We start from the raw sequence: 21,226 nt of genomic DNA, 5'->3' as shown, positions 1-21,226 counted from the left end.
ACTGTGCCTATGTTATCGCTGGACAATGCCTTTGATAATGACAGTATGGTGGACTTTGATGAGCGTATTCAGAAGCTGTCGGGCAAAGCATCGATTACTTATTGCTGTGAACCTAAATTAGACGGATTGGCCATCAGTTTACGTTATGAAGATGGGCATTTGGTACGCGGCCTTACCCGTGGCGATGGCTTGACGGGCGAAGATATCACCTCGAATATTAAAACGATCTATTCAGTACCTTTAAAACTGCGGACTGAAACACCCCCTCCTGTACTTGAGGTTCGTGGTGAGATTTACATGCCAAAAGCTGGTTTTGAAAAGCTCAATCAAATAGCGGCTGAAAAAGGCGAGAAGGCGTTTGTTAATCCGCGTAATGCGGCGGCTGGTAGCTTACGTCAGCTAGATCCTAAAGTGACAGCTGCGCGTCCTCTGGTGCTCTGTGCATACAGTATTGGTTATGCGGAAGGCTGGTCGCAGCCAGACAGTCATTACGACGGGCTGCTACAGTTATCGGAGTGGGGCTTTAAAGTGAACGATTTAATGTCTCGCGTAGAAGGGGTTCAAGGTTGCTTGGATTACTTTGCTCAGCTTTCAGAGCAACGTGATGGCCTAAGTTATGATATTGATGGGATTGTCTATAAGGTCGACAGCATTGCGCAACAAAAACAGCTTGGTTTTGTCGCGCGGGCGCCGCGTTGGGCGATTGCTCGTAAATTTCCTGCTCAAGAAGAAGTGACACAGATCTTAGGCGTTGATTTTCAAGTCGGTCGAACGGGCGCCATGAGTGTCACCTTGATTGAAGATCTTTCAAATAGAGAAGTAGCGCGTAATGAGCTTATAATGGTAGGTGGATTGAAAAGAGTAGATCACAGCCTACATTCCAATCATGCATGGGCTCTTTAGGTAAAAAGAAAATGATAGAAGTTAACTTTACAAACGAACAATTGAAAATAATTGAAAATCTAGGTTTTGATTTAACGCAAGAATATTTAAAACAGCTATTTGGATCTTCAAGCTTACTTCAAGATGACTTAGTTTTAGTTCTTAAAGTATCTAACGCCCTTTATCGTGCTCGCATTCCTATTATTACGAATGAACAGTATGATTTATACATTTCGATGCTGAAAGATATTAACCCGCGTCATTCTTATTTAAATACAGTCGAGCCTGAACTTTTAATTGGTGCAAAAACAGTTGAATTACCTCAACGAATGTTGTCGACAGACAAAGCTTATTCAAAAGAAGAGATTAATAGGTGGATTAATAGAGTTCTTAAAGCTGCTGAAGAGATTAATGTTCCAGAAGAGGAAATATATGTCCGAGTAACACCGAAGTTAGATGGTTATGCGGCTTACGATGATGGTGAAACTTTATATACAAGAGGTGATGGATATAGAGGGCAGGATATTACAAGAGCTTTTAATCGAGGTTTAAAGGTTGCTAATAACGGTCCAAGAGGGCTTGGTGCTGGAGAGATAGTGATCAAAAAAAGCTACTTTAATAAAAATATGAGAGATACATTTGAGAATTCTCGTAATATCCAAGCTGCAATAATTGCTGAGAAAAATATTGATGAAAAAGTTCAGGAAGCTTTAAACGACGGTGCTTGTGTTTTTTATCCATTTTCAACTTTAGAAAACCATACTTCACATTTTACAGAAGTCCTTTCAAATTTTGAGTCTATAGTAGATGAAATGTGGAGTACGGTAGATTTTGATATTGATGGAGTAATTCTTGAGATAACTCATGAACCTCTTAAGCAGTATATGGGGGCTACAAGGAAATATCATAGATGGCAGATTGCATTTAAAGTGAATGAAGATTCTGCCGAAGTTGAGGTGTTAGATATCATACCTCAAACCTCTAGAACTGGTCGAATCTCTCCTGTGGCTGAGTTAGTTCCTACAAAGTTAAGCGGTGCCACTATTAGTAGGGTAACTGTTCATCATTACAATATGGTCAAGACCAAGGGAATAGGTCCTGGAGCGATAGTAAGGCTTGTACGAAGTGGGTTGGTCATACCTAAAATTGAAGAAGTAATTAAAGAGGCTGAGCCAAAGCTTCCAGAGTCTTGTCCTAGCTGTAACTCCCATTTACTTTGGGAAGCTGATCATCTTATATGTCCTAATAAGACCGATTGTCCTGCACAAACAGAAAACACACTAATACATTTTTTTAAAACCTTAGGTAACAATGATGGATTTGGTCCAAAAGTCATAGAAAAATTAACTGCTAAAGGCTACAAGCACATACATGAAATTTATAGCTTGAAGCCAATTGATTTTGCTCATTATGGATTTGGTGAAAAGACATCACAGAATTTATATGATCAATTAACAGCTAGTAGAGAAATAGAGATAGAGGATTGGCGTTTTCTATCAGCATTTGGTGTAAGCAGACTTGGTGGTGGGAATTGTGAAAGGTTGCTACAGCATCATTCTCTTCCTGACTTATTTGAGTTGTCGGCTGAAGATCTGATGAAGCTGGATGGTTTTGCACAAATAAGTTCAGAATCGATAGTTGAAGGTCTCTACAACATAAAAGACGAATTTTTTAAAGTATACGAGCTGGGCTTTAATTTGTCAGAGACTCCTAAGTTGCAAGATAATAAAGTTAGCATCTCTCCAATCACTGGTTCCGTGATCGTGTTTACAGGGACTATGCGACATGGATCACGAGGAGACATGGAAAAACAAGCAAAGTCTTTAGGAGCTAAGGTTGCAAAATCAGTATCTGGAAAAACAGATTATCTAGTTACAGGAGATAAAGTGGGAGAGGCTAAAATTTCTTCAGCTAGAGAAAAAGGTGTCAAAGTAATTTCAGAAAATGAATATATCGAACTGATTCGATAATATTTTTAAAAGGCATATTATAAATACTAAAGGGGAAGATATTATGTTTGACTTTATGACGGCTTCTATTTTATCTGGAATTGTATACGATATAGTGAAAGAGGGAGTTAGCGTAAAATTTGAAAACCTTAAAGAGAAACTTAGTGACTGGATTGTAAGTGATGAAAGAATAGAGTCTATAGTAGAACAATTGAAAACTGATGGCGTTAATGAAGACCTTAATCAAAGAGCAATTGAGAGAAGAGTAAATGAATCCCAGAAAATGCTTGATATGATTAAAGATATACAAAGGTCAAATAATACGATTCAAATTACTGAAACTGGTAATAATATTATCAATAGTGGAAGTGGAAACGTAACAGTTGGAAATATTGAAGTAAAATAGTGAAGGTTTGATTTATGCAAGATGAAAAGTATGAGCAGAATAATACTTCCGGTATGAATATATTGGCTACAGATGAAGCAACTGTATCTGTAATCAATTTTAGTGGGGTTTCTGCAATACATCTTGCTTCGACCTTGAAGAGTTTTATTCTTAATATATTGAAGGGAAGAAGAGAACAGTGCCTTCAAGAAATTAAAACTTTGAAATTAATTAAAAATATATCAGAAAATGGCAAAAATCTTTTAAGAGCATTAGAGTATATAGCCAATATAAAAGACCCAGTCTTTGAAATAAGTCGAGATGAAATAATATCTATTCTTAATAGTGTAGAATCTGATGAGGATATTAAAGACTTTGCTCAATACGTACTGATTAGGAGTCTTTTTGAAGAATTAGAAGATAAAGCCATTGCTCATTTTAAAATATTAACTGAAAGAAAATATTTTACTGAGCTTTTATATCTAGAGAAGTTTTCTGATGGAGAATATTTAGAAAGCGTAGCTTCAAAAAAAAGCATATATCTACTTAATGAAAGTGAGTTATGCGCAATGGTATATGCTTATATTAGATTGAATATTTTTGAAAAAGCATTGGAGATGAGTAATGTATTATTTGAATATTATCCCAATGAAAATAGTGTTTTTTTAAAGAATTATTCAAAGGTTTTTATCCTTAATGAAAAGATTAAGGGGGGGCATTTTTGGACTGTTAATGCTGATTTAAATGATGAATTACAAGGCTTAATAAAATCTACTATTGAATTTGATAATGAATTTAAAGATGGGCGAAATGCTAGGGTTGCAGCAGTCTTACTAGTTATAGTCTTTTTTCAAAACTCTAAGCTGATTAATATTGTTTTAAATAATATTGATGAAGCTAAAAAAGTAGTGCCCGAAATCTCAAATATTTTAGAGCTTGGTAACGATTTAAATTTAAAGTTAAGTTCTATAGAAAATATAACGTTTGAAGATTTCATTAGAATTTATATTGATGCACTTTTGAATGGGAAGTTGAAAGAAATTTCAAGTTGGTTAGATGGTGGAGGAGATATCCACTTTGACTCCTCTTCAGAAAGTGATTGCAATTTAATAGATATTTTAAAAGCTCTTGTGCGCTCAGAGTCAAATGATGAAATTATTAATGATGACTTTAGAAAAAAGTTGTCGTTATTTTTAACTAGTGCAAGCACTATTAATCCAATGATATTGTTTTATATTTGTTTACATCTCAATCATAAAGAAAAATATCATTTCACCATAATGATTCTAAAAGATATTGTTTTTGAAACCCCCTGGGCATCACCTGTAATTGAGCTATATGCAGAAGCATTGTTTAGTACGGATCAATTGGAAGTACTACATAATTTACTTAATAGTATTCAGGGGATTGAGAATAGCTTTAAATTATTAAATATAAAGATTCGTTTTGAAATTGAATCTAATAATATTTCATTGGCGAAAGATATATCAGGGATTCTTATCGATAAATACCCTGATTCCTTAGAAGGTTGGTATTTTAGAATTTTTCTTTTATATAGAGAAGATCCAAATTTAGGTAAAGAGACTAAAGAGAAAATAAATAACTTTATCTCCGATGTGCCAAAATATAAATTGTTGCAGTTCTCTAATCTAGCCAAAGAAATAGTTCGCCTTATTGCACCTGTAAATCATAAGTTTTGTGAGGAAATTGCTACTGAATGGTTTATTGATGACCCTGAAGAAAGAGCAATTGATGTCACAGAAATACTCTTTTCAAGATTATTTGAGAATTATGAAGCTACAGATGGGCAAGTTTTAAACTCTAGATGTCTTTATGGTGTTAACTACTTAATGAATGGTAGAGAGTTTTCAAAGTTAGTTATTGATGGTGGTAAGAAAAGTTCCTACTTTATAGATAGGAATTCCCATCTAGGTAATTCTATCGATAAAGCAAGTGATGGTGAAGAGTTTAAAATTGGTGGGAACTCTTATAAATTGAAAAGTAAGATTCCAGCATCTGTTGCAGTATATAGAATGGCAGTTGATTTAAGAAATGATAACAACCTAGGTGATGATTGTTTCTATAAGTTTTATGTTAGCGAAGATGATGTTAAAGGTTCATTTTTAGATGCCATTGGATCACTTCCAAAACATGAATTACTTCCACCTACAGTAGATAAAAGGTTAGTTCCACTTTTAGCTAGGGTGGCTAAAGGTTCCGATTATGTAAAGCAAGCACATCAATATCTTACCAGTAAGGAAAGTAATTCATACGTTAAGTTATATAATGATGAATTAGAGTGTCCAAAGTCATTTGTTGCAGATGTTGTTTCTATCGTGTATCTAGCTTTAGGAGGATTTGGGAAGGCACTTTCTAAAAGTAATTATAAAATCTTTATTTCGAAAGAAACAAAAGCAATACTTGATTATTGGATTAAAGATAAGTCTAGGTCTGATTATTTTTCAATAGGCGTTTTTGGTGAAGATTTAATAAAATACACATCTGAAAGTTTATCTAACGATTGTTTTTTAAAAAATATTAAGATTATTTTTAATAGCTGTAATGTATTAGAAAATAAAATAGTTAATGTTCCTGAAGGAATTAATTGTCTGAAAGATAATTTAGATCCATCACACTATGCGTCTATAAAGCTTTCATTATCCCATAAATTAGAAGTTTTATGTGTTGATTTTCAGATTTGTGAATATTACAAGAATATTGGGGTGAAGGTTGCTAATATTTATGACTTGGTAAAGAACCTAAAAAAATTAGATGATAAAAACTATGTCTATATTTTGAATCATGCTGTTTGTGATTATCCAACTATTATATATTTTGAGGATCTTGTTACTTTTTTAAATAATAGAGATTGCGGGATTTGGGCGGTTTCTAATATTCTAATGAAGCACCGAAAAAAAGTTTCCATCATGGATCTATCTGAAATTTGTTCGTGTTCAATTTTGGGTTCAAGCTACTATTCACTTTCTGAAGTTAGGCTCAGCGAGGAAAGAGATTTAGAAAGGTTAGTAAATAACTGTTGCTTTAGCTCGATGTTTGATAAAGATGATATTTTCGTTGATAAGGGCTTAGCAATTATTATGGCTTCAGTTATTTTAAAAGTTAATCAAGTTAATCCTGATAAACTGAAGTTGCTTTATGAATTATTTGAAAGGTTTATTAAAGGGCATTTTCTATCTATTGAAACTGTTGTTGCTAAGATTAATTTGGTTTTCAAAGAGATAGGAGCTATTAAATGACAAATAGAGAGCTCCAATTCTATTCTTAATAACACTTTGCCAATAATTTTAATTCTGAATCTTCTTGTTATTTAGCCAAGCAACTCTTTTGGTTATTTTTCTTGGATTTTAGGGAAGTGCGATTCATTTGGAGAAATGAAAAGATCTTGCCGACTTGAATCAACAATGATTCAGATATTGTCATGAGGAATCAGTATATACGTATACTACTTTCCATTATTGTATTTTAGGGGCGATGAGGAATTAGCGTGCCACTTTATACTAGACTTTTCTTTTTAGTTACTTCCTAATTCCAAGTAGAATTAGCGTTTTTATATTATGGGTGTTTCATTTCCACCCAATCAACTGCTAGTTTCTAGCAGATATCTCCATAATAGTTTTTAAAATATTCAATCTCTCATCTTCAGATAGCTTCTCAAGATACCTCACAATTTCTGCCGATGTTTTATCATCACAGAAGAAATAGCTTAATGGGACATCTAGCTCTTTCGCTATCTTTCGAAGAATCTCAATATCGGGAGCATGTTTTCCCTTCTCATACTGATTCATACGAGCACTCGCCACGCTTTCATCCATTCCAGCGCGTATTCCGAGTTCGCGTTGGCTGATGCCTTTACGTTTCCTTGCTTCTTTGAGCCGAATAGGTATGGGATTAGGTTGCACTCTGTTCTCATTTTTCATTGCCTATAGCGACTAAGATTTTCTTAGTTTCTCTCAAGTCTGTATACTAAACAATCCTTAGTATTTTGAGACTCATGCTGTGCCCTCTAAAATTCATGTGCATCCTACGATGCTGACGGTCATTCGATCCATTCTTCCTAAGCGCCTTCAAAGAGCGGATTTGATTGCAAAATCAATGTCATTTGAAACTTACGGCGATAAAGAGAAAGCAGAAAAATTTGTTGCTAGACAAGTTCATCGCCTTACAAAATTAGGCTTACTGGTATCTCACGGATCAAGAAACTCTCGTTGGTACGAACCTTCAGAAGATCTTGCGAAACTAGTTTCAGATTTTTCTATAGAGGAACCTTTAAATAAAAAGGCGATACTGGATGAGTTAGTGATGGATGAGGCTAGGCTTGAGAACGAGATTTCTCTGGCTTTATCTGAGTTAGAAGAGATGCGGGCATTGTCAGTGCGATTCCCAATTTTATCTGCTGATGCCGACGGAATGATCTCCAATGAACGCAGTCGCATTACTAGCTTGTATGGCAAGTTAAGCGCAGTCAGAAAGCTAAAGGTTTCCGCAGAAAAGTTAGAGGCAAAGCAATGCTGAGAAATTGGCAAAGAGATTGTGTGACTAGCGTGATTGATCATTTTAATCATCACAAGCATTACTTTTGCTTAGCCACCCCTGGAGCAGGTAAGACGGTGATGGCGGCAACGGTGGCGAAAACGCTTCTTGAAACTGGGAAAATTGACTACATCGTATGCTTGTCTCCCTCTCGCACAATATGTGAGTCAGTCAGTTCTACTTTCAAAAATCTGCTTGGCAGGCCTTTTTCAGGACGTATAGGCTCTGTAGGTGTGTCCTTAACATATCAGTCCTTACTTAATGGGGATCATTCAGTATTAGCGGATTTGGTGAACAGTCGAGTTTTTGTTGTTCTTGATGAAATTCATCATTGTTCTGGTTCCGAATTTGTTCAGGGCAATGCGTGGGGGATTCAGCTATTGCGACAAATTTCGTCATTAGCAACCTTTACTCTATCGCTTTCTGGTACGCCTTGGAGAACGGATGGGGATCCAATTACATTTGCTTCTTATGATCGTCCAGACTCAAGGTTGGTTTATCAATGGGAGTATGGTTTAAGTGATGCTGTAAAAGACAAGGTTTGCCGCTTGCCAAAAGTAATCGCTTTAGATGCTATTAAGATTACTAAGAATGCTGATGGCTCTCACAGCTCCTACTCGTCTATTGCAGAGTTCTTAAAAGACAATGAAAACAGTTATTTGGATCTTTTATCCAATGAATCGCTGACATTGGAGGTACTAAAGCGCGGTGTAGATCGTTTGGCAAAATTGAGAAAAACATCGCCAGCTGCCGGTGGTTTGGTTGTAGCCGCTTCCTACTCTCATGCTCTATTTATTAAGCAAATGCTAGAGGATTACTTCTCTCAGGAAGTTGTTCTTGTGTCCTATAAAGATGAGAACTCAATCAGGCAGATCGAAGAGTTTCGACAAGGAGCAGACCACTGGATAGTGAGCATCGCTATGGTAAGTGAAGGGGTTGATATCCCTAGACTACAGGTCTGTTGTCACTTGTCTGCAACGAAAACAGAGCTTTACTTTCGACAGGTGCTGGGCCGCATTATTCGAGTGACGAAAGACCAAACAGATGAGTGTTTCTTCTATACATTGGCAGAAGAGAATTTAATAAGCTATGCGCAGCGATTAGAACAAGAAGTCTCAGGATCTTACATTAAAGAGAGTCTGACAGAAGAAAAAGTCGTTGCTCCACCAACTGTAGGAAGACCAAGCAAACCAAAAGAACGCGATAATATCTCTGTATTGTTTGGAGATGACTCAGTAATTGATGGAAAGGGCTTGTTACCTATAGATGAAGACCCCTTTGGTTTACCCCCTACCCTTGTATCTACGGTACTATCAATTGATGGAATAAGAGAACGCGTGATTCAAGTACTTATGAATTCTCAGCCTACTGTGGGTATCTAAAGCACTCATTATTACTTCTGCATATCTCTGATTCAGCCACTTGTCATGAAACAGGACTACGACTACATTTTTACTTATATCAAAAGGATAAAGGAATTCTTATGAGTGTTTTCGATCAAGATGTAGATAAAGAATTAAGCTCCCCTAAAGGGCTACACTGGTATCACTGGGCAGTCATTTTTTTATCATTGATGCTAACGTTTGGCGCTTTTTACATCTCCGAAAAACAAGTCCAGCTCAAGATGGAAAGCCAGTTTGAATTCCAATCACAGCAAATAATAGAGCTAGTAAAAGAGCGCATGGTGCGGTACGAAGAAGCTTTGCGAGCAGGCACCGCTGCATTAAAAATGCTACCCAATTCAGCTACAAGAGAGGACTGGAGAAAGTTTGAACAAAACCTTGAAATTGATGAGCGCTTTCCAGGCATCAACGGTATTGGCGTCATTCACTATGTTCCACCCGACAAGCTTCCTACATATCTTGCATGGCAAAGAGAAACCATGCCGGAATATCGGACTCATCCAGAGCATAGCGTAAATGAATATTGGCCGATTACTTACATTGAGCCTCAAGATGCCAACTTAAAAGCCGTTGGGTTAGATATGGCCCATGAGAACAACCGATATACTGCAGCGAAAAAAGCAAGAGATACTGGAGAAGCCAGCATCACCGCCCCCATCACTTTAGTCCAAGATGACCAAAGAACGCCTGGTTTTCTATTTTATGTGCCTTGGTATGACACAACGCACTCCCCTGAATATGGTTCGGATGAGAATGATTTCATGGGGCTTGTGTACGCACCCTTCATTATGAATAAGTTAATGGATGGTACATTGGAAAATGCGAATCGACTCATTAACTTCAGTATCCATGATGAAGATACATTACTTTATACGGAGCTAAATTCTAGCTCTAGTGACTTAGACCCTAATCCACTATTTACGCGCACTGAAACTCTTGAGCTTTATGGTCGACCATGGCGTTTTAACCTGCAGACCACAACAGTATTCCGTGAACAGCAAAACCATGCTCAGCCTTACACGATTTTAGCGGGGGGACTGATCATTGATTCGTTGTTATTGGCAATATTCCTTATTTTGGCTCGCTCTAATCGCAATGCAGTTGCGTATGCTCATCGTGTGACTGACAAGCTTAAGCAACGTAACGACGAGCTTGAGTTTATGAGTGATTCGCTAAAAGAGAAAAATCAGAACTTAGAAGAAGCTAACTCAGAGCTGGATCAGTTTGCTTTTGTGGCATCCCATGATTTGAAAGCGCCTTTGAGAGGAATCCAGCAACTTGCCACCTGGGTAGAAGAAGACAGTGGCGAGCTCCTACCTGAGGATACAAAGGGTCATCTTACATTGATGAAGGGTCGAATAGCGCGTTTAGAGCGCTTGTTGGATGATTTGTTAGCCTACTCTAGAGTCGGTAGAAAAGATGGGGAACAAGAGATTATTAAGCCTAAGGATTTAACAATCGATGTTTTCAATCTTCTGAATCACGAAGGCAAATTCGAGCTGTCTGGAGATATGGATAATAGTGAGATTAAAATTTTCTCTACTCCGTTCGAGCTGGTGATGCGTAATTTAATTAGCAACTCAATAAAACATCACGACAAAGAAACAGGGCATATTAAGGTATCCATATCCGTTGACTCAAATTGGGCTTCGGTAGAAGTATCAGATGATGGCCCTGGTATTTCAGAAGAGCACCAAGAGAAAGTGTTTGAACTTTTCCATACATTGAAGCCACGGGATAAAGTTGAAGGAAGTGGGCTAGGGCTTTCTCTGATTAAGAAAGTACTAGAAAGGTTTGGGTGTGATTACAGAATGCAGAAGAATGATGAAGGTGGCCTTAGTTTCTTTTTCACCTGGCCCGTTGAGTTAGTGATCAAGGAGGATAAAAATGAGTAGTATCGATTATAAACCAGTAAATATTCTACTGGTAGAAGATGATGATGTTGATGCCATGGGAATCGAAAGAGCCATTCGTAAAATGAGAATGGCGAACCCATTAATCAGGGCCGTTGATGGTGTCGAGGCGCTGGAGCTGCTAAAACGAGCAGAGATAAACCGCCCATATATCATTCTATTGGACCTTAATTTACCCAGGATGGGGGGGCTAGACCTTTTGAAAACTATCAGGGAAGATGACTCTCTAAAAGATGCGATTGTTTTTGTGCTTACAACGTCTAAAACCGAAGAGGAAATCTGCTCTGCCTACCGTTTGAACGTAGCTGGCTATATTGTGAAGTCCTCGTTAAGCCAAGATTTCAGTCAAGTATTAGAGTTTTTAGATCATTATTGGCGATTGGTGGAAGTCCCATCATAGCTTTGGAGAAGTATGGATATTCTTATCATCGATGATGACGCTGTCGACCGGATGTCAGCCATCAGAACATTAAAAAATGCGGGGCTGAATACTGGTGAGATAGATCAGGCGGACACGGGCACAGAAGGCCTTCAGAAAGCACTGTCTAAACAGTATGACGCAATCCTGCTTGATTATCAGATCCCACCTTCCAACGGAATTGAAGTACTAAGAGAAATCCGAGGAAGTCTTGGCAACTCCACAGCCATTATTATGTTAAGTCATAGTAATGATGAGGCTTTAGCGCTCTCATGTATCGAAGCGGGTGCACAAGACTTCATCATGAAAAGCGAAGTATCAGTTACCCGCTTGAAGCGATCAATATTGATTGCGTCTGAACGTAACACTCTCGAAAAACAGGTGGAAAAGAGCAACAGTCAACTAAGAGAACTTGCTGAACGAGACACACTTACAGGGCTACGAAATAGGTATGTATTTGACACGACATTAAGCAGTGAACTTGAAAGAGCAAAGCGTAACAGCAGCCAACTCGCTTTACTATTCTTAGATGTCGACAATTTTAAACGTATCAACGATGTGCTGGGTCATCAAGCGGGTGATGACTTTCTGAAAGATATCGCTCGACGACTAGAGGGCGTGATACGTAGCAGTGATACGTTATGCCGATTAGGCGGCGATGAGTTTGCGATTTTAGTAAGTGATCTGGAACATCTAGAAAAAGTCAGGGTGCTGTCCGATCGAGTCCTTGAAGCGATGAGACCTCCCATTTCTCTGATGGGGCAATCTCTTTCAATTACTGTCAGCGTGGGTATTGCTTCCTACCCCCATTGTGCCAGCAGTCCGATGGAGCTGATGAAGTGCGCCGATGTAGCCATGTACCGCTCAAAAGAGCTAGGCAAAAATCAGGTGCAATATTACTCCCATGACTTCCACGCTAAAATGCAGAAGCGTATAGAACTTGAGAACGATCTGAAGCTGGCCATTGAGCGAGATGAATTTAGGCTATTTTATCAACCCCAGGTCGATACAAAGACTGAATGTTTAGTAGGAGTGGAAGCACTTATCCGCTGGGAGAATGAGCAACGTGGGTTGGTTTCTCCTGATGATTTTATTCCACTAGCGGAAGAGTCACACTTAATAATAGATATCGGCCGATGGGTCATTAGTAAGGCCTGTGAGCAGTTCAGCGACTGGAGCAGATTACCTCAATCAGAAAATGTGACTTTCACGATAGCGATAAATCTTTCTGCAAAGCAGCTCAAAGATTATGGCTTGTCGAGTTATCTTACTGACTGTATGGCAACCTATGGGCTGGCAGGAAAGTTTATCGAACTGGAGCTTACCGAAAGCAGTCTAGAAGATAGTGTTGAAGCTATTGAAATGCTTAATGAACTATCTAAGACTGGGGTAAGGCTAGCGCTAGATGATTTTGGTATGGGTTACTCTTCGCTTTCTCAACTTAAGAGATTCCCATTTGAAATCTTGAAGATCGATAAGTACTTTGTTCAAGCTTCTGGCGAGCTAGACTCTGGCTTGCTTCCTGCTATATGTGCCTTTGCCCACTCCCTTGGCTATGAAACTGTTGCAGAGGGAATTGAGACTGAAGAGCAGAAAGAGGCATGTAAAGCGCTCAGCGTTGGCCGCTTACAAGGCTTTTTGTTCGCAAAGCCCATGCCTGCAGAAGAGCTGCTAGTTAGTTGGTTGGACCTTTGATTGGTAACGGAACCGCCGCCAGTCGACAGGTCTTTTCATCTTTTGGATACTTATTTCATGAACTTTTATAAAGGGTTCATAGCTTTCACCTGAGCCAACACCTCTGGTTTTTAATTTCTTTTCATCTTTAGGATCAAGCGGTTTATCTGCATCTAACATATCTAGCCTCCTGCTTACTTTTTGAGCATAGCAGGAGGCTAAAAATATCAAACATTATTGTAAAATATCAAACTATAATGTCTTTTATCAAACTATAATGTCGCCGTACAACAAAGAGGTAAAGCAGCTAGGAAGCTAATAGTTATACCTTATTCCATATTGAAGTAGAATTTTCTACGGCTATTAGTAATACTGAATTAGGAGAGACTAAAAAAATATAGAATGGATGTATAAAGTTTTTAGAAGAAAGTTCTATTGATTTATATGGATCATTAATTGAATTTTAAATCTATTGTTTTAAATAACATTAGGCGTTTTTATTAGATCAATTTCACTAATTATTCTATCAAGAGCTTCTTTTTCATTTATTAAGTTATTTTTAAAACTTGTTGAAATATCTTTTAAATTTAGGATTCTAATTCTTGTTTGGCTAGATAGCTCACTAAAACACTCATCATTGTAAGAGTTTTTTTCATTTAATGTAGTGGCCAAATGAACATAAGAAGAAAGAGAGTTTGTAGAAGCATGCATCGTTATTTTTCTACATGCTTCAGATGCTACGGATATAATGTTAGCAAAGCTTCCATATTTTGAAAGTCGTTTAATTTCTCTTGCGATTTGTAATGTTATAAATCTATGTCTAAATGAATGATTGTTAATGTGTTTTAATACTTTTTCATAAGGAGAGTTGTTTATAACTTTTCGGGCGTAGTTTTTTAAGTATGAAAGAGTTAATTTTTTACCATTCATTAAGTCTACAAAAATAAAATCATGAGTTATATCTTTAAACTTTTCTTCTACTTTTAAAATGTAGTTAAGTATTATCTGTAAGTCTTCCTTAGTTATTTTTATAGTTCTTTTGTTTCCCTTATATTTTCCTTTTTTTATAGGGATGTTTTTAATATAGTGAATTGAATTTGGGTTAAATAAATCTTTGGAGGCTTCTTTTATCATTGATCTAGTTATCTGATCGACTTCAGATATCCTTGATCCTGTTACCTCTAATAAAGTTCCAAATGCGTACCATCGTTCAACAATAAAATCATCTTTGATCGGGTGAAGCGAAGTGACATTGATAGCATCTAACCATTTTTCAAACTCATCATCATGTAGAAAATGAATTTCTGTAGAGATATTAATTAAACCATTCAAGCATGAGTGAGATAAATATTCTTTATTTCTGTATCCTCTTATGACTTTTTTTACTTCATAATGAACTTTATATGATTTGTCTGTTACTTCATCAGATGTTGCCAGGTTCCAACTAGGGTATTCTTTATTTAAATAAACCACGAACTCAAGAGCTGTCACGATGTATGATTTTATTGTTGAGTCATTAACTTTTCTTTTCTTTAGTTCAAGTGTAAATTGATATAGAGTGCTATCATTTATTTGATGATAACGTGTATTGTTTTTATATAGAAAGCTACAGAATAAATTAAGCTTATAAGATTTTTTTTGAACGGTTTCAAATGATGGTTTTATATTGTAAACATTTGGTCCTCCTGAATAAAATGTAATAAATCCATTTGCATCCCAGTCTAGTGATCCATCAGTAATTATGATGGGTAAAGTATATTCTTTAGATGTCGTTTTACTAACGTTAGTAGTCAAGAATGAAAGATCTGGATTCTTAGCTATGACAAGTTTAGACATCAATTTACTCCTCTAATATTTCTATGATTTAATATGTTTTTTTGATTGGATATCTTTTTTCTTATAGAAAAATCTATATTATCACTTTTGTTAATCATTTCTACTAATTGAATGTATGCTCTATAAACTTCTGCAAGTACATTCTTTAATTCTTCATTTTCCTCTTTTAAGATTCTATTTTTTTGGTTTTTTTTAATATCTGTGATTTTATTATTATGTGATGATGAAATTATTTTGTTTATCCTCTTTATTTCTAATGATATTGAATTAAGTATTGTTTTGTTGTGGGCCTGATGTGCAGTGTTTCTGGAGCATTTAATTATTCCTAAGCTTTCGTCTTCCCATTCTAATACTGATTTTTCAGATAAATAAACTCTTTCTAAAGGTATGGTGACTTTTATGTCATCAATATTATTTAGTTTAGAAAGTATTTCATTTTTTTTGTCTAGGGAATTTGATATATTTTCTTTTTTTAATCTAATAGCAGTGGAGGTTTCACCTTTTTTAAATTTCGACATTTTGTTTTTCCTTATCATTAGAGAAATAAAAGAATATTTCTTTGTTTTCTATTCTATAAAACCTAACTTCCTCACCTGTTGTTTTTTTATGGTTTTCTATCATTTTTGTAACTAAAGACTCTATTACTAACTCAACAGTAGACTGGCTTCTTGCCTGATTTATAATTTTTTTTATTGTATTGTCTGAATTAATCTTCATATTCAAAGAAGCTCCAATTTTTGAAATTGTTAGTTCTGCTTCTTCAATCCATTCACTTGACGGATGTATCTCTGCATAATGAAATGTTTGCTCTATAGAAGAGTGCCCCATAAACCAACTTAGTTCTTCTAGCCCTGTATCATTAGAGAAGTTAAAATACAACACTGCGAATAGTTTTCTTGGTTGATGCTTAGATAGATACCAACGTTTTCCTTCAATAAGAGGAGATTCACTCCAATCTTGGAAAAAACATAAAGCTTTGTACAAAGATTCATAACTAAGAGGTGATAAATAAGTTGATTTTGACTTGTTAAAGTTACTAGATTGCCAAAAAGAATCATAATGACTTAAAGCTAAAACTTTTCCAAATAAAAAAGCTTTGTTCTCATCAAAGTATAAATTATGTCTTTCTTCTAAATCTGAAACAAAACAACTGAAATCAATTCCATAATCAAAAATTAGATCTGGTATAGGTCTATATACTTCCTCTAGTTCAAATAGCTCTGATCTTTTTGGAAGCTTTGCAACTATATCAAACAGGCCATCAATTGGTGATATTTGAAAGCAGTTTCTTTTTAATGTTTCTAATGATAGAGATCTTAATGCAGTGAAACTGGAAATTAATATCCAAATTGAAGCAGTATAAAGTAAAATACAACTGCCAAATGATAGTTCTTCTCTGTGATGTTTAGGCGTCAGGTTTTCAAAAACTCCTTCATGCCCCCACGATGTTATATTTAGTTCTTTTAGGGATTCAGGTATTGCTATATTTTTGAATGTGGTTTCCTTAATTAGAGTTGTATTTTTTACCGACTCTGATGGATATATTTCTAATTCTTTTATTGTTTTCTTTTCTTGTCGTTTGTAGTTATTAAGCAAGGTTCTTAAACCTTCTGCATATTTTCTGATGAATTCAATGGAATGACTGATATTGTGTATGGCAACATTTAATGGAATAGTTCTTGTTTTTTTGGAAGGTGTAGTCTGTAGGAAAATCATTTTTCCATCGGATATTAGTTCATAAATATTATGTTGGAATTGATATTTTTGAACTGGACGTGATCTCCATAAGCATGAAATTTTAGATATTTCATTGCTAATAGTTTTTTCATTCGGGCTTAAGTCTTCATCAATATCAAAGTCAGATATATTGGCATTTTCATATTCTGAATTATAGTGTGAAGCTTTGTTTTTTAATTTTTGCTCTCTTCGCAATAAGGACTTTAATTTGTTTTCAAGAGTTAATTGATATCTTGTTTTATAAAAAAATATTTTCGTTACTTCTTTCCATTTAATTTCATGAAAATTTTGTTTTCTTATTAATTCGTATGCAGAGTTAAATTTTTCTTTATCTATTTGGAATCCTCTTAAATAATCAGTTATATCTTCGAAGCTAATCATAGAAAGATTTCTTATTAATGGTTTGTTTTTCTTTTCTCTTTCTTCATTTGCATTTTTTATCAAGTGTATTGTTGCTATTAAAATATCATTAAGTCTAGATGGTCTATTTATATTTTCATGATCAATTAAATATATTAAGCTTAATTTTATGTCATTTAAAATCTCGAAATTTTCATTTTGAGTTAGCAGTTCATTTTTAGATAACAGCTTTTTGAAGTATAGTTTTACTGATTTATTATGATCTTTATCGAAACCAGTTTTTGCTACAATCCAGACATCATCATCTAGAGAGTGATTTATCATCCATCTAGGAGAGACTTTTTTATCTTCTATAAAATTATCTCTTTTAAAAATAGTGTCATGACTATTCATTTCTATTTTTAAAGGCATTTTACATCTCCAGCATACTTGCTTCTCGAAGTAGTTTTTTCATGTAAACTGGTCCATCGGAAATTTTTTTAATTACAGATTTACACTTTTTTGATAATTCATCATCATTTCCGTTTTTTAAGTATTTTAAAGCTAAGTGAATGTTACTTAATGAAACACAGAAATATAACGGGGATGTGTTAATAGTATTTTGGTTTTTAACTTTTAATTTATTGAATAGCTGACCACCCATATCGATATTTTTAAATGACTCTTCTAATCTTTCCTTAAATTCTGTTTTTTTTATTTTTAATATGTCTTCGGGCTGATTGAGTTTTTCTATCGACGTATATAGAAATATATCTTGAAAGTTTCGTATTTTATGCCGGTACATTAATTCAGATAAATATTCTGGAATGTAATGTTTTAATGCGGTGTCTACATTGTTACCGAAATAGTTGCATACTTGTAAAGTGTCACCTTGAGATTCTAAATATATATAAACACCTTTTGATGATCTAACTTTCTTCAAAGTTGCATATGTAGAGCTGCTTTCTTCAAAAACTCGATTAGAGATTTTTTTAAAATTACATTGAAAAGTTGATGTGTTTGGTAGGCAAGAGGCGCCGTTATTTCTAGAGCAAATCCAAAGATGATTAGAGCCAAGAGAGTCTCTAGATCTTTTTCCAATTTCTAGTGCCATTCTAATGCAGGCTGACGCATCAATCTCACTTTTATTAATTTCAGATAAAGATTTTTTGTCGCTTTTTAATACTATTTTTCTGACCTTTCTTGCTCTTGGTTTAGTAAGCTGTATGCTTATCTCTCCTTCTTTATTGATTGTAATATAGTTTAAATTACTATGGTTTTTTACTACTTCAGAAAAGTAAAGTGAGTGCGGGTTTACTCCAGTTTCTTCAATAATTATCAATTGCATGGCTGAAGCAAGTAAGGGAGTTATAGTGAAATGCTCTAGAATATCATAGTCGAACCTTAGTTGATTAAGTATAAATGGTCTTTGTGCCCTTATTAGTTTGTTAAAGTGGATGTGAAAATAGGCTATTCTATTGTTGGTATTTAGATTTTCATTTTCTAAGAATGGGTTTTTATTTTTATCATAATGTATTTTTACTTGAGATGATTCTATATTTCTTAGTTTACTTGGTATGTTTTTTAAATTATCTGAAACTATTTTATCTGTGGATTTGAATTTTTTATAATGGTCAAAAATTATTGATTGAGCCTCGGATTTTAATTTTTCTAAATTTTTATGTAGCTCTTTCTTTATTCTGTCTAGAAATATATTGGTGTCTGTGATTCTTTCTTTTCTATTTTGGTATATGTTTTTTGAAATAATTAAAGGGTTTTCTATTTCCTTGTTTTCTAGTGGTTTGTCTCTTTTTATATTGTTTGATAAGTGTGTGTTCTTGGGTATTAGTTCATGTCGTCTTAAAACTTTGAATAAATTTATTAACTCATAAATGTTTTTATAGGCGGTGCTTTTACAACCATCTTTAATTAGTTTTGATTTGTAGATCTCCATTTCTTGATATATTAAGTCAGGATCTTTGTACCACTCTTTATTTTTATCTAATAAGTGGTTTATAAAAATAGTAGTTTGTCTTTTAATTACTTTTGTTGTTTTATATGAATTTATATGTTCATTTATTCTATTCCTTATGTCGCTTGGAAGATTTCTCAAGCTATCAGTTAGATCGCTGTCAAGTGTTCTTGTTATTTTTATTTTTTTGTTTATTTTCTTTGGGATTTTTTTGGTCTTTGCACTATTGTATTCGTCTAAGTTTCTAATTGGTTTTTTTACTCTTTGATCAAATTCTCCGTATATAAGTAATATTAACTTATTTATTGATGTAGTTAATTCTCTTGCTGTGTTATATGTGTTTTTTTCGCAGATGCTTATGTATATGGCATCTAACTTTATTAATTCATCCTCGAAATTGTTAAGTATTCCTTTTAAAATTTCTATGTGCTCATCTATAGTTTTTATTAGTCTTTCGACTCTGCTAGATTCTGTTATTATTGTATCTAAGGCCACGCGGGCTTTTTTGTTTATTTCTTTCTTTATTGTTTTTATTCTTTCTGTTGTTAGGTCGTTGAAATCTCTGTTTTTTATCTTTGTTTCTTCTTTGGTGTTTTTGAATTTTGGTAGGTGTGTTTCAATTGGTATATAACAATTGTTTCTTAATGATTCTAAAAATTTTCTTATGGAGTTATATTTTGATTTATTTGCATTTCTAATGCTTTTGTTTTGGGTGTCTAATATTTCTATGTTTTCTTCTATTAATTTTATAGATATTGCATTGGCATCAATCATCCAGTTTTTATTTTGTGATTGAATTTTTACTATAAAGTTTAGAATTGTGTGTCTGCTTTCTACATCTAAAGAGTTCTGTTTTTTTGTGATATATTCCTTTAATATTTTAGATATGTCTCCACTTAATCTTATATCTATTTTTTTTAGAAAAATTCCATAATCGCTTCTTTTTGATTCAAGAATTAAGTTTTCATGTTCTAGTCTTAGTTCTTTGTATTTTGTTTCATTTAGGCTTTGTTCAACTTCAATGCTGCTTTCTATTATTTTTTTGTCAATTAGGTTTTTTATTAAATTTACTATTACTTTATGCTTTTTTTTAGCTGTTCTGAATTTATAGTTTTTACTTATGTGTATTAATATAGAGTTTATGGATTTATTGTTTCTTTCAATAGATTTAGATTTTATTATTTCACATAATGTATCACTGTAGAAAATGATTTCACTAATTAATAGCTTTTGACTGCTAACAGGAACATTAACAACATGATCAATAATCTTGGAGTGTATTGATGTACCTATCTCTTCAGAAAGAAAGCTTAATCGATCATGAGCTTCCATCTTTGCACCTTTTTGAATTAGTCAATTAGGTAAAGCTAGGTTATGATAGCCTGAAGGTCAATAAGTTCGGGGCATTCACTATATGACGCTTTCTTACTGATGTTACACTCGGCAATTACGCCAGTCGCGCGCTTACAGCCTATTTTTGTGGGTGGTGTTACGGTGTCTAATGCAACACTGCATAATCAAGATGAGATGGACCGTCTAGGTGTTAAGGTGAATGATTGGGTGGTCATTCGTCGTGCTGGTGATGTTATCCCACAAGTCGTGCAAGTGATTGAAGAGCGTCGTCCTGATGATGCGCAAGAGATTCAGTTCCCAACCCAATGCCCGGTATGTGAATCAGACATTGAACGTGTCACAGGCGAAGCTGTTCAGCGCTGTACCGGCGGCTTAGTGTGTGGTGCTCAGTTGAAGGAGCGTCTAAAGCACTTCGTATCGCGTAAGGCCATGGATATAGACGGTCTGGGTGATAAGCTGATTGAACAGTTGGTCGAAGCAAAGTTGGTGGCAACGCCCGTGGATATCTATTTGCTCAAAGATAAGCCTGCGCGTCTATTAGCTATGGAGCGTATGGGGGACAAGTCGGTTGAGAAGCTACTTGATGCCATCGAAGCTTCAAAACAAACCTTGTTTAATCGCTTTGTCTATTCCCTTGGTATTCGCGAAGTAGGTGAAGCAACGGCACGCACCGTCACACAGTATTTCGGCACTCTTGAAAAACTGATGACGGCAACGGAAGAAGACTTGATTGAAGTGGAAGACGTTGGACCAATTGTTGCTCAGCACATTCGCATGTTCTTTGATCAGGAAGACAACGTTGCAACAGTACAAG

At 35.0% G+C, this 21,226-nt stretch carries 15 protein-coding genes and 1 pseudogene; 10 read left to right on the top strand and 6 right to left on the bottom strand.

The features are described from left to right. The 4 genes and pseudogenes from ACN0TK_RS17990 to ACN0TK_RS17975 all read left to right on the top strand — a co-directional run. Window positions 1-903, top strand: a pseudogene (locus tag ACN0TK_RS17990) (NAD-dependent DNA ligase LigA); the annotation flags it as partial. 11 nt (window positions 904-914) lie between these two features. Then, complete coding sequence (locus ACN0TK_RS17985) at window positions 915-2,852, top strand: BRCT domain-containing protein (RefSeq protein WP_417310923.1); 1,938 nt, start codon at window positions 915-917, stop codon at window positions 2,850-2,852. 43 nt (window positions 2,853-2,895) lie between these two features. Continuing rightward, window positions 2,896-3,237 (top strand): hypothetical protein, encoded by a 342-nt coding sequence (locus ACN0TK_RS17980; RefSeq protein WP_417310922.1) that lies wholly within the window; start codon window positions 2,896-2,898, stop codon window positions 3,235-3,237. 14 nt (window positions 3,238-3,251) lie between these two features. Continuing rightward, window positions 3,252-6,473 carry a PIN domain-containing protein gene (locus ACN0TK_RS17975; protein WP_417310921.1) on the top strand — a complete coding sequence of 1,074 codons (3,222 nt, stop codon included), beginning with the start codon at window positions 3,252-3,254 and terminating at the stop codon, window positions 6,471-6,473. Window positions 6,474-6,821: 348 nt separating this feature from the next. Here the strand turns inward: ACN0TK_RS17975 and ACN0TK_RS17970 are convergent, their stop codons facing one another. After that, entirely contained in the window at window positions 6,822-7,136 is a 315-nt protein-coding gene (locus ACN0TK_RS17970; RefSeq protein ID WP_417310920.1) for a helix-turn-helix domain-containing protein, read from the bottom strand. Window positions 7,137-7,263: 127 nt separating this feature from the next. On the opposite strand from ACN0TK_RS17970, the gene ACN0TK_RS17965 reads away from it, so the two are divergent. The 5 genes from ACN0TK_RS17965 to ACN0TK_RS17945 all read left to right on the top strand — a co-directional run bounded on the left by ACN0TK_RS17965 (window position 7,264) and on the right by ACN0TK_RS17945 (window position 13,196). Continuing rightward, on the top strand, window positions 7,264-7,749 hold the full coding sequence (locus ACN0TK_RS17965) for a hypothetical protein (RefSeq protein WP_417310919.1): 486 nt from the start codon (window positions 7,264-7,266) through the stop codon (window positions 7,747-7,749). A gap of 20 nt (window positions 7,750-7,769) precedes the next feature. Beyond that, window positions 7,770-9,149 (top strand): DEAD/DEAH box helicase, encoded by a 1,380-nt coding sequence (locus ACN0TK_RS17960; RefSeq protein ID WP_417310918.1) that lies wholly within the window; start codon window positions 7,770-7,772, stop codon window positions 9,147-9,149. Between the two features lie 101 nt (window positions 9,150-9,250). Continuing rightward, window positions 9,251-11,065: a CHASE domain-containing protein gene (locus tag ACN0TK_RS17955; RefSeq protein ID WP_417310917.1), complete on the top strand. Its 1,815-nt coding sequence runs from the start codon at window positions 9,251-9,253 to the stop codon at window positions 11,063-11,065. Beyond that, a complete protein-coding gene (locus tag ACN0TK_RS17950) occupies window positions 11,058-11,483 on the top strand; it encodes a response regulator (RefSeq protein ID WP_417310916.1) in 426 nt (141 codons plus the stop codon). Before ACN0TK_RS17955 ends, ACN0TK_RS17950 begins: the two co-directional genes overlap by 8 nt. A gap of 12 nt (window positions 11,484-11,495) precedes the next feature. Beyond that, window positions 11,496-13,196 carry an EAL domain-containing protein gene (locus ACN0TK_RS17945; protein WP_417310915.1) on the top strand — a complete coding sequence of 567 codons (1,701 nt, stop codon included), beginning with the start codon at window positions 11,496-11,498 and terminating at the stop codon, window positions 13,194-13,196. On the opposite strand, the gene ACN0TK_RS17940 is transcribed toward ACN0TK_RS17945, so the two are convergent. The 5 genes from ACN0TK_RS17940 to ACN0TK_RS17920 form a co-directional block, all read right to left on the bottom strand. After that, complete coding sequence (locus ACN0TK_RS17940; RefSeq protein ID WP_417310914.1) at window positions 13,173-13,355, bottom strand: hypothetical protein; 183 nt, start codon at window positions 13,353-13,355, stop codon at window positions 13,173-13,175. The two genes, ACN0TK_RS17945 and ACN0TK_RS17940, sit on opposite strands and share 24 nt — an antisense overlap. Before the next feature lie 297 nt (window positions 13,356-13,652). After that, the gene (locus tag ACN0TK_RS17935) at window positions 13,653-15,011 is read right to left on the bottom strand and encodes a hypothetical protein (RefSeq protein WP_417310913.1); all 1,359 of its coding nucleotides are present in this window, start codon (window positions 15,009-15,011) and stop codon (window positions 13,653-13,655) included. After that, window positions 15,011-15,529, bottom strand: coding sequence for a hypothetical protein (locus ACN0TK_RS17930; RefSeq protein ID WP_417310912.1), 519 nt, complete (start codon window positions 15,527-15,529; stop codon window positions 15,011-15,013). Before ACN0TK_RS17930 ends, ACN0TK_RS17935 begins: the two co-directional genes overlap by 1 nt. After that, a complete protein-coding gene (locus ACN0TK_RS17925) occupies window positions 15,516-17,519 on the bottom strand; it encodes a hypothetical protein (RefSeq protein ID WP_417310911.1) in 2,004 nt (667 codons plus the stop codon). Before ACN0TK_RS17925 ends, ACN0TK_RS17930 begins: the two co-directional genes overlap by 14 nt. Before the next feature lies 1 nt (window position 17,520). After that, complete coding sequence (locus tag ACN0TK_RS17920) at window positions 17,521-20,391, bottom strand: hypothetical protein (RefSeq protein WP_417310910.1); 2,871 nt, start codon at window positions 20,389-20,391, stop codon at window positions 17,521-17,523. A 162-nt stretch (window positions 20,392-20,553) separates the two neighbouring features. On the opposite strand from ACN0TK_RS17920, the gene ACN0TK_RS17915 reads away from it, so the two are divergent. Further along, window positions 20,554-21,226: helix-hairpin-helix domain-containing protein (locus ACN0TK_RS17915; RefSeq protein ID WP_417310909.1), on the top strand; the 673-nt coding region annotated here is incomplete at its 3' end.

The organism is Devosia sp. (assembly GCF_048261455.1).
GTDB lineage: Bacteria > Pseudomonadota > Alphaproteobacteria > Rhizobiales > Devosiaceae > Devosia_A.
This window is presented reverse-complemented; position numbering and strand designations above follow the sequence as displayed.

Coding starts and splice junctions, on each gene's coding strand:
- ACN0TK_RS17985 (WP_417310923.1), top strand. CDS start 915: ATGATAGAAGTTAACTTTACAAACGAACAATTGAAAATAATTGAAAAT.
- ACN0TK_RS17980 (WP_417310922.1), top strand. CDS start 2,896: ATGTTTGACTTTATGACGGCTTCTATTTTATCTGGAATTGTATACGAT.
- ACN0TK_RS17975 (WP_417310921.1), top strand. CDS start 3,252: ATGCAAGATGAAAAGTATGAGCAGAATAATACTTCCGGTATGAATATA.
- ACN0TK_RS17965 (WP_417310919.1), top strand. CDS start 7,264: ATGCTGACGGTCATTCGATCCATTCTTCCTAAGCGCCTTCAAAGAGCG.
- ACN0TK_RS17955 (WP_417310917.1), top strand. CDS start 9,251: ATGAGTGTTTTCGATCAAGATGTAGATAAAGAATTAAGCTCCCCTAAA.
- ACN0TK_RS17950 (WP_417310916.1), top strand. CDS start 11,058: ATGAGTAGTATCGATTATAAACCAGTAAATATTCTACTGGTAGAAGAT.
- ACN0TK_RS17945 (WP_417310915.1), top strand. CDS start 11,496: ATGGATATTCTTATCATCGATGATGACGCTGTCGACCGGATGTCAGCC.
- ACN0TK_RS17940 (WP_417310914.1), bottom strand. CDS start 13,355: ATGTTAGATGCAGATAAACCGCTTGATCCTAAAGATGAAAAGAAATTA.
- ACN0TK_RS17935 (WP_417310913.1), bottom strand. CDS start 15,011: ATGTCTAAACTTGTCATAGCTAAGAATCCAGATCTTTCATTCTTGACT.
- ACN0TK_RS17930 (WP_417310912.1), bottom strand. CDS start 15,529: ATGTCGAAATTTAAAAAAGGTGAAACCTCCACTGCTATTAGATTAAAA.
- ACN0TK_RS17925 (WP_417310911.1), bottom strand. CDS start 17,519: ATGCCTTTAAAAATAGAAATGAATAGTCATGACACTATTTTTAAAAGA.
- ACN0TK_RS17920 (WP_417310910.1), bottom strand. CDS start 20,391: ATGGAAGCTCATGATCGATTAAGCTTTCTTTCTGAAGAGATAGGTACA.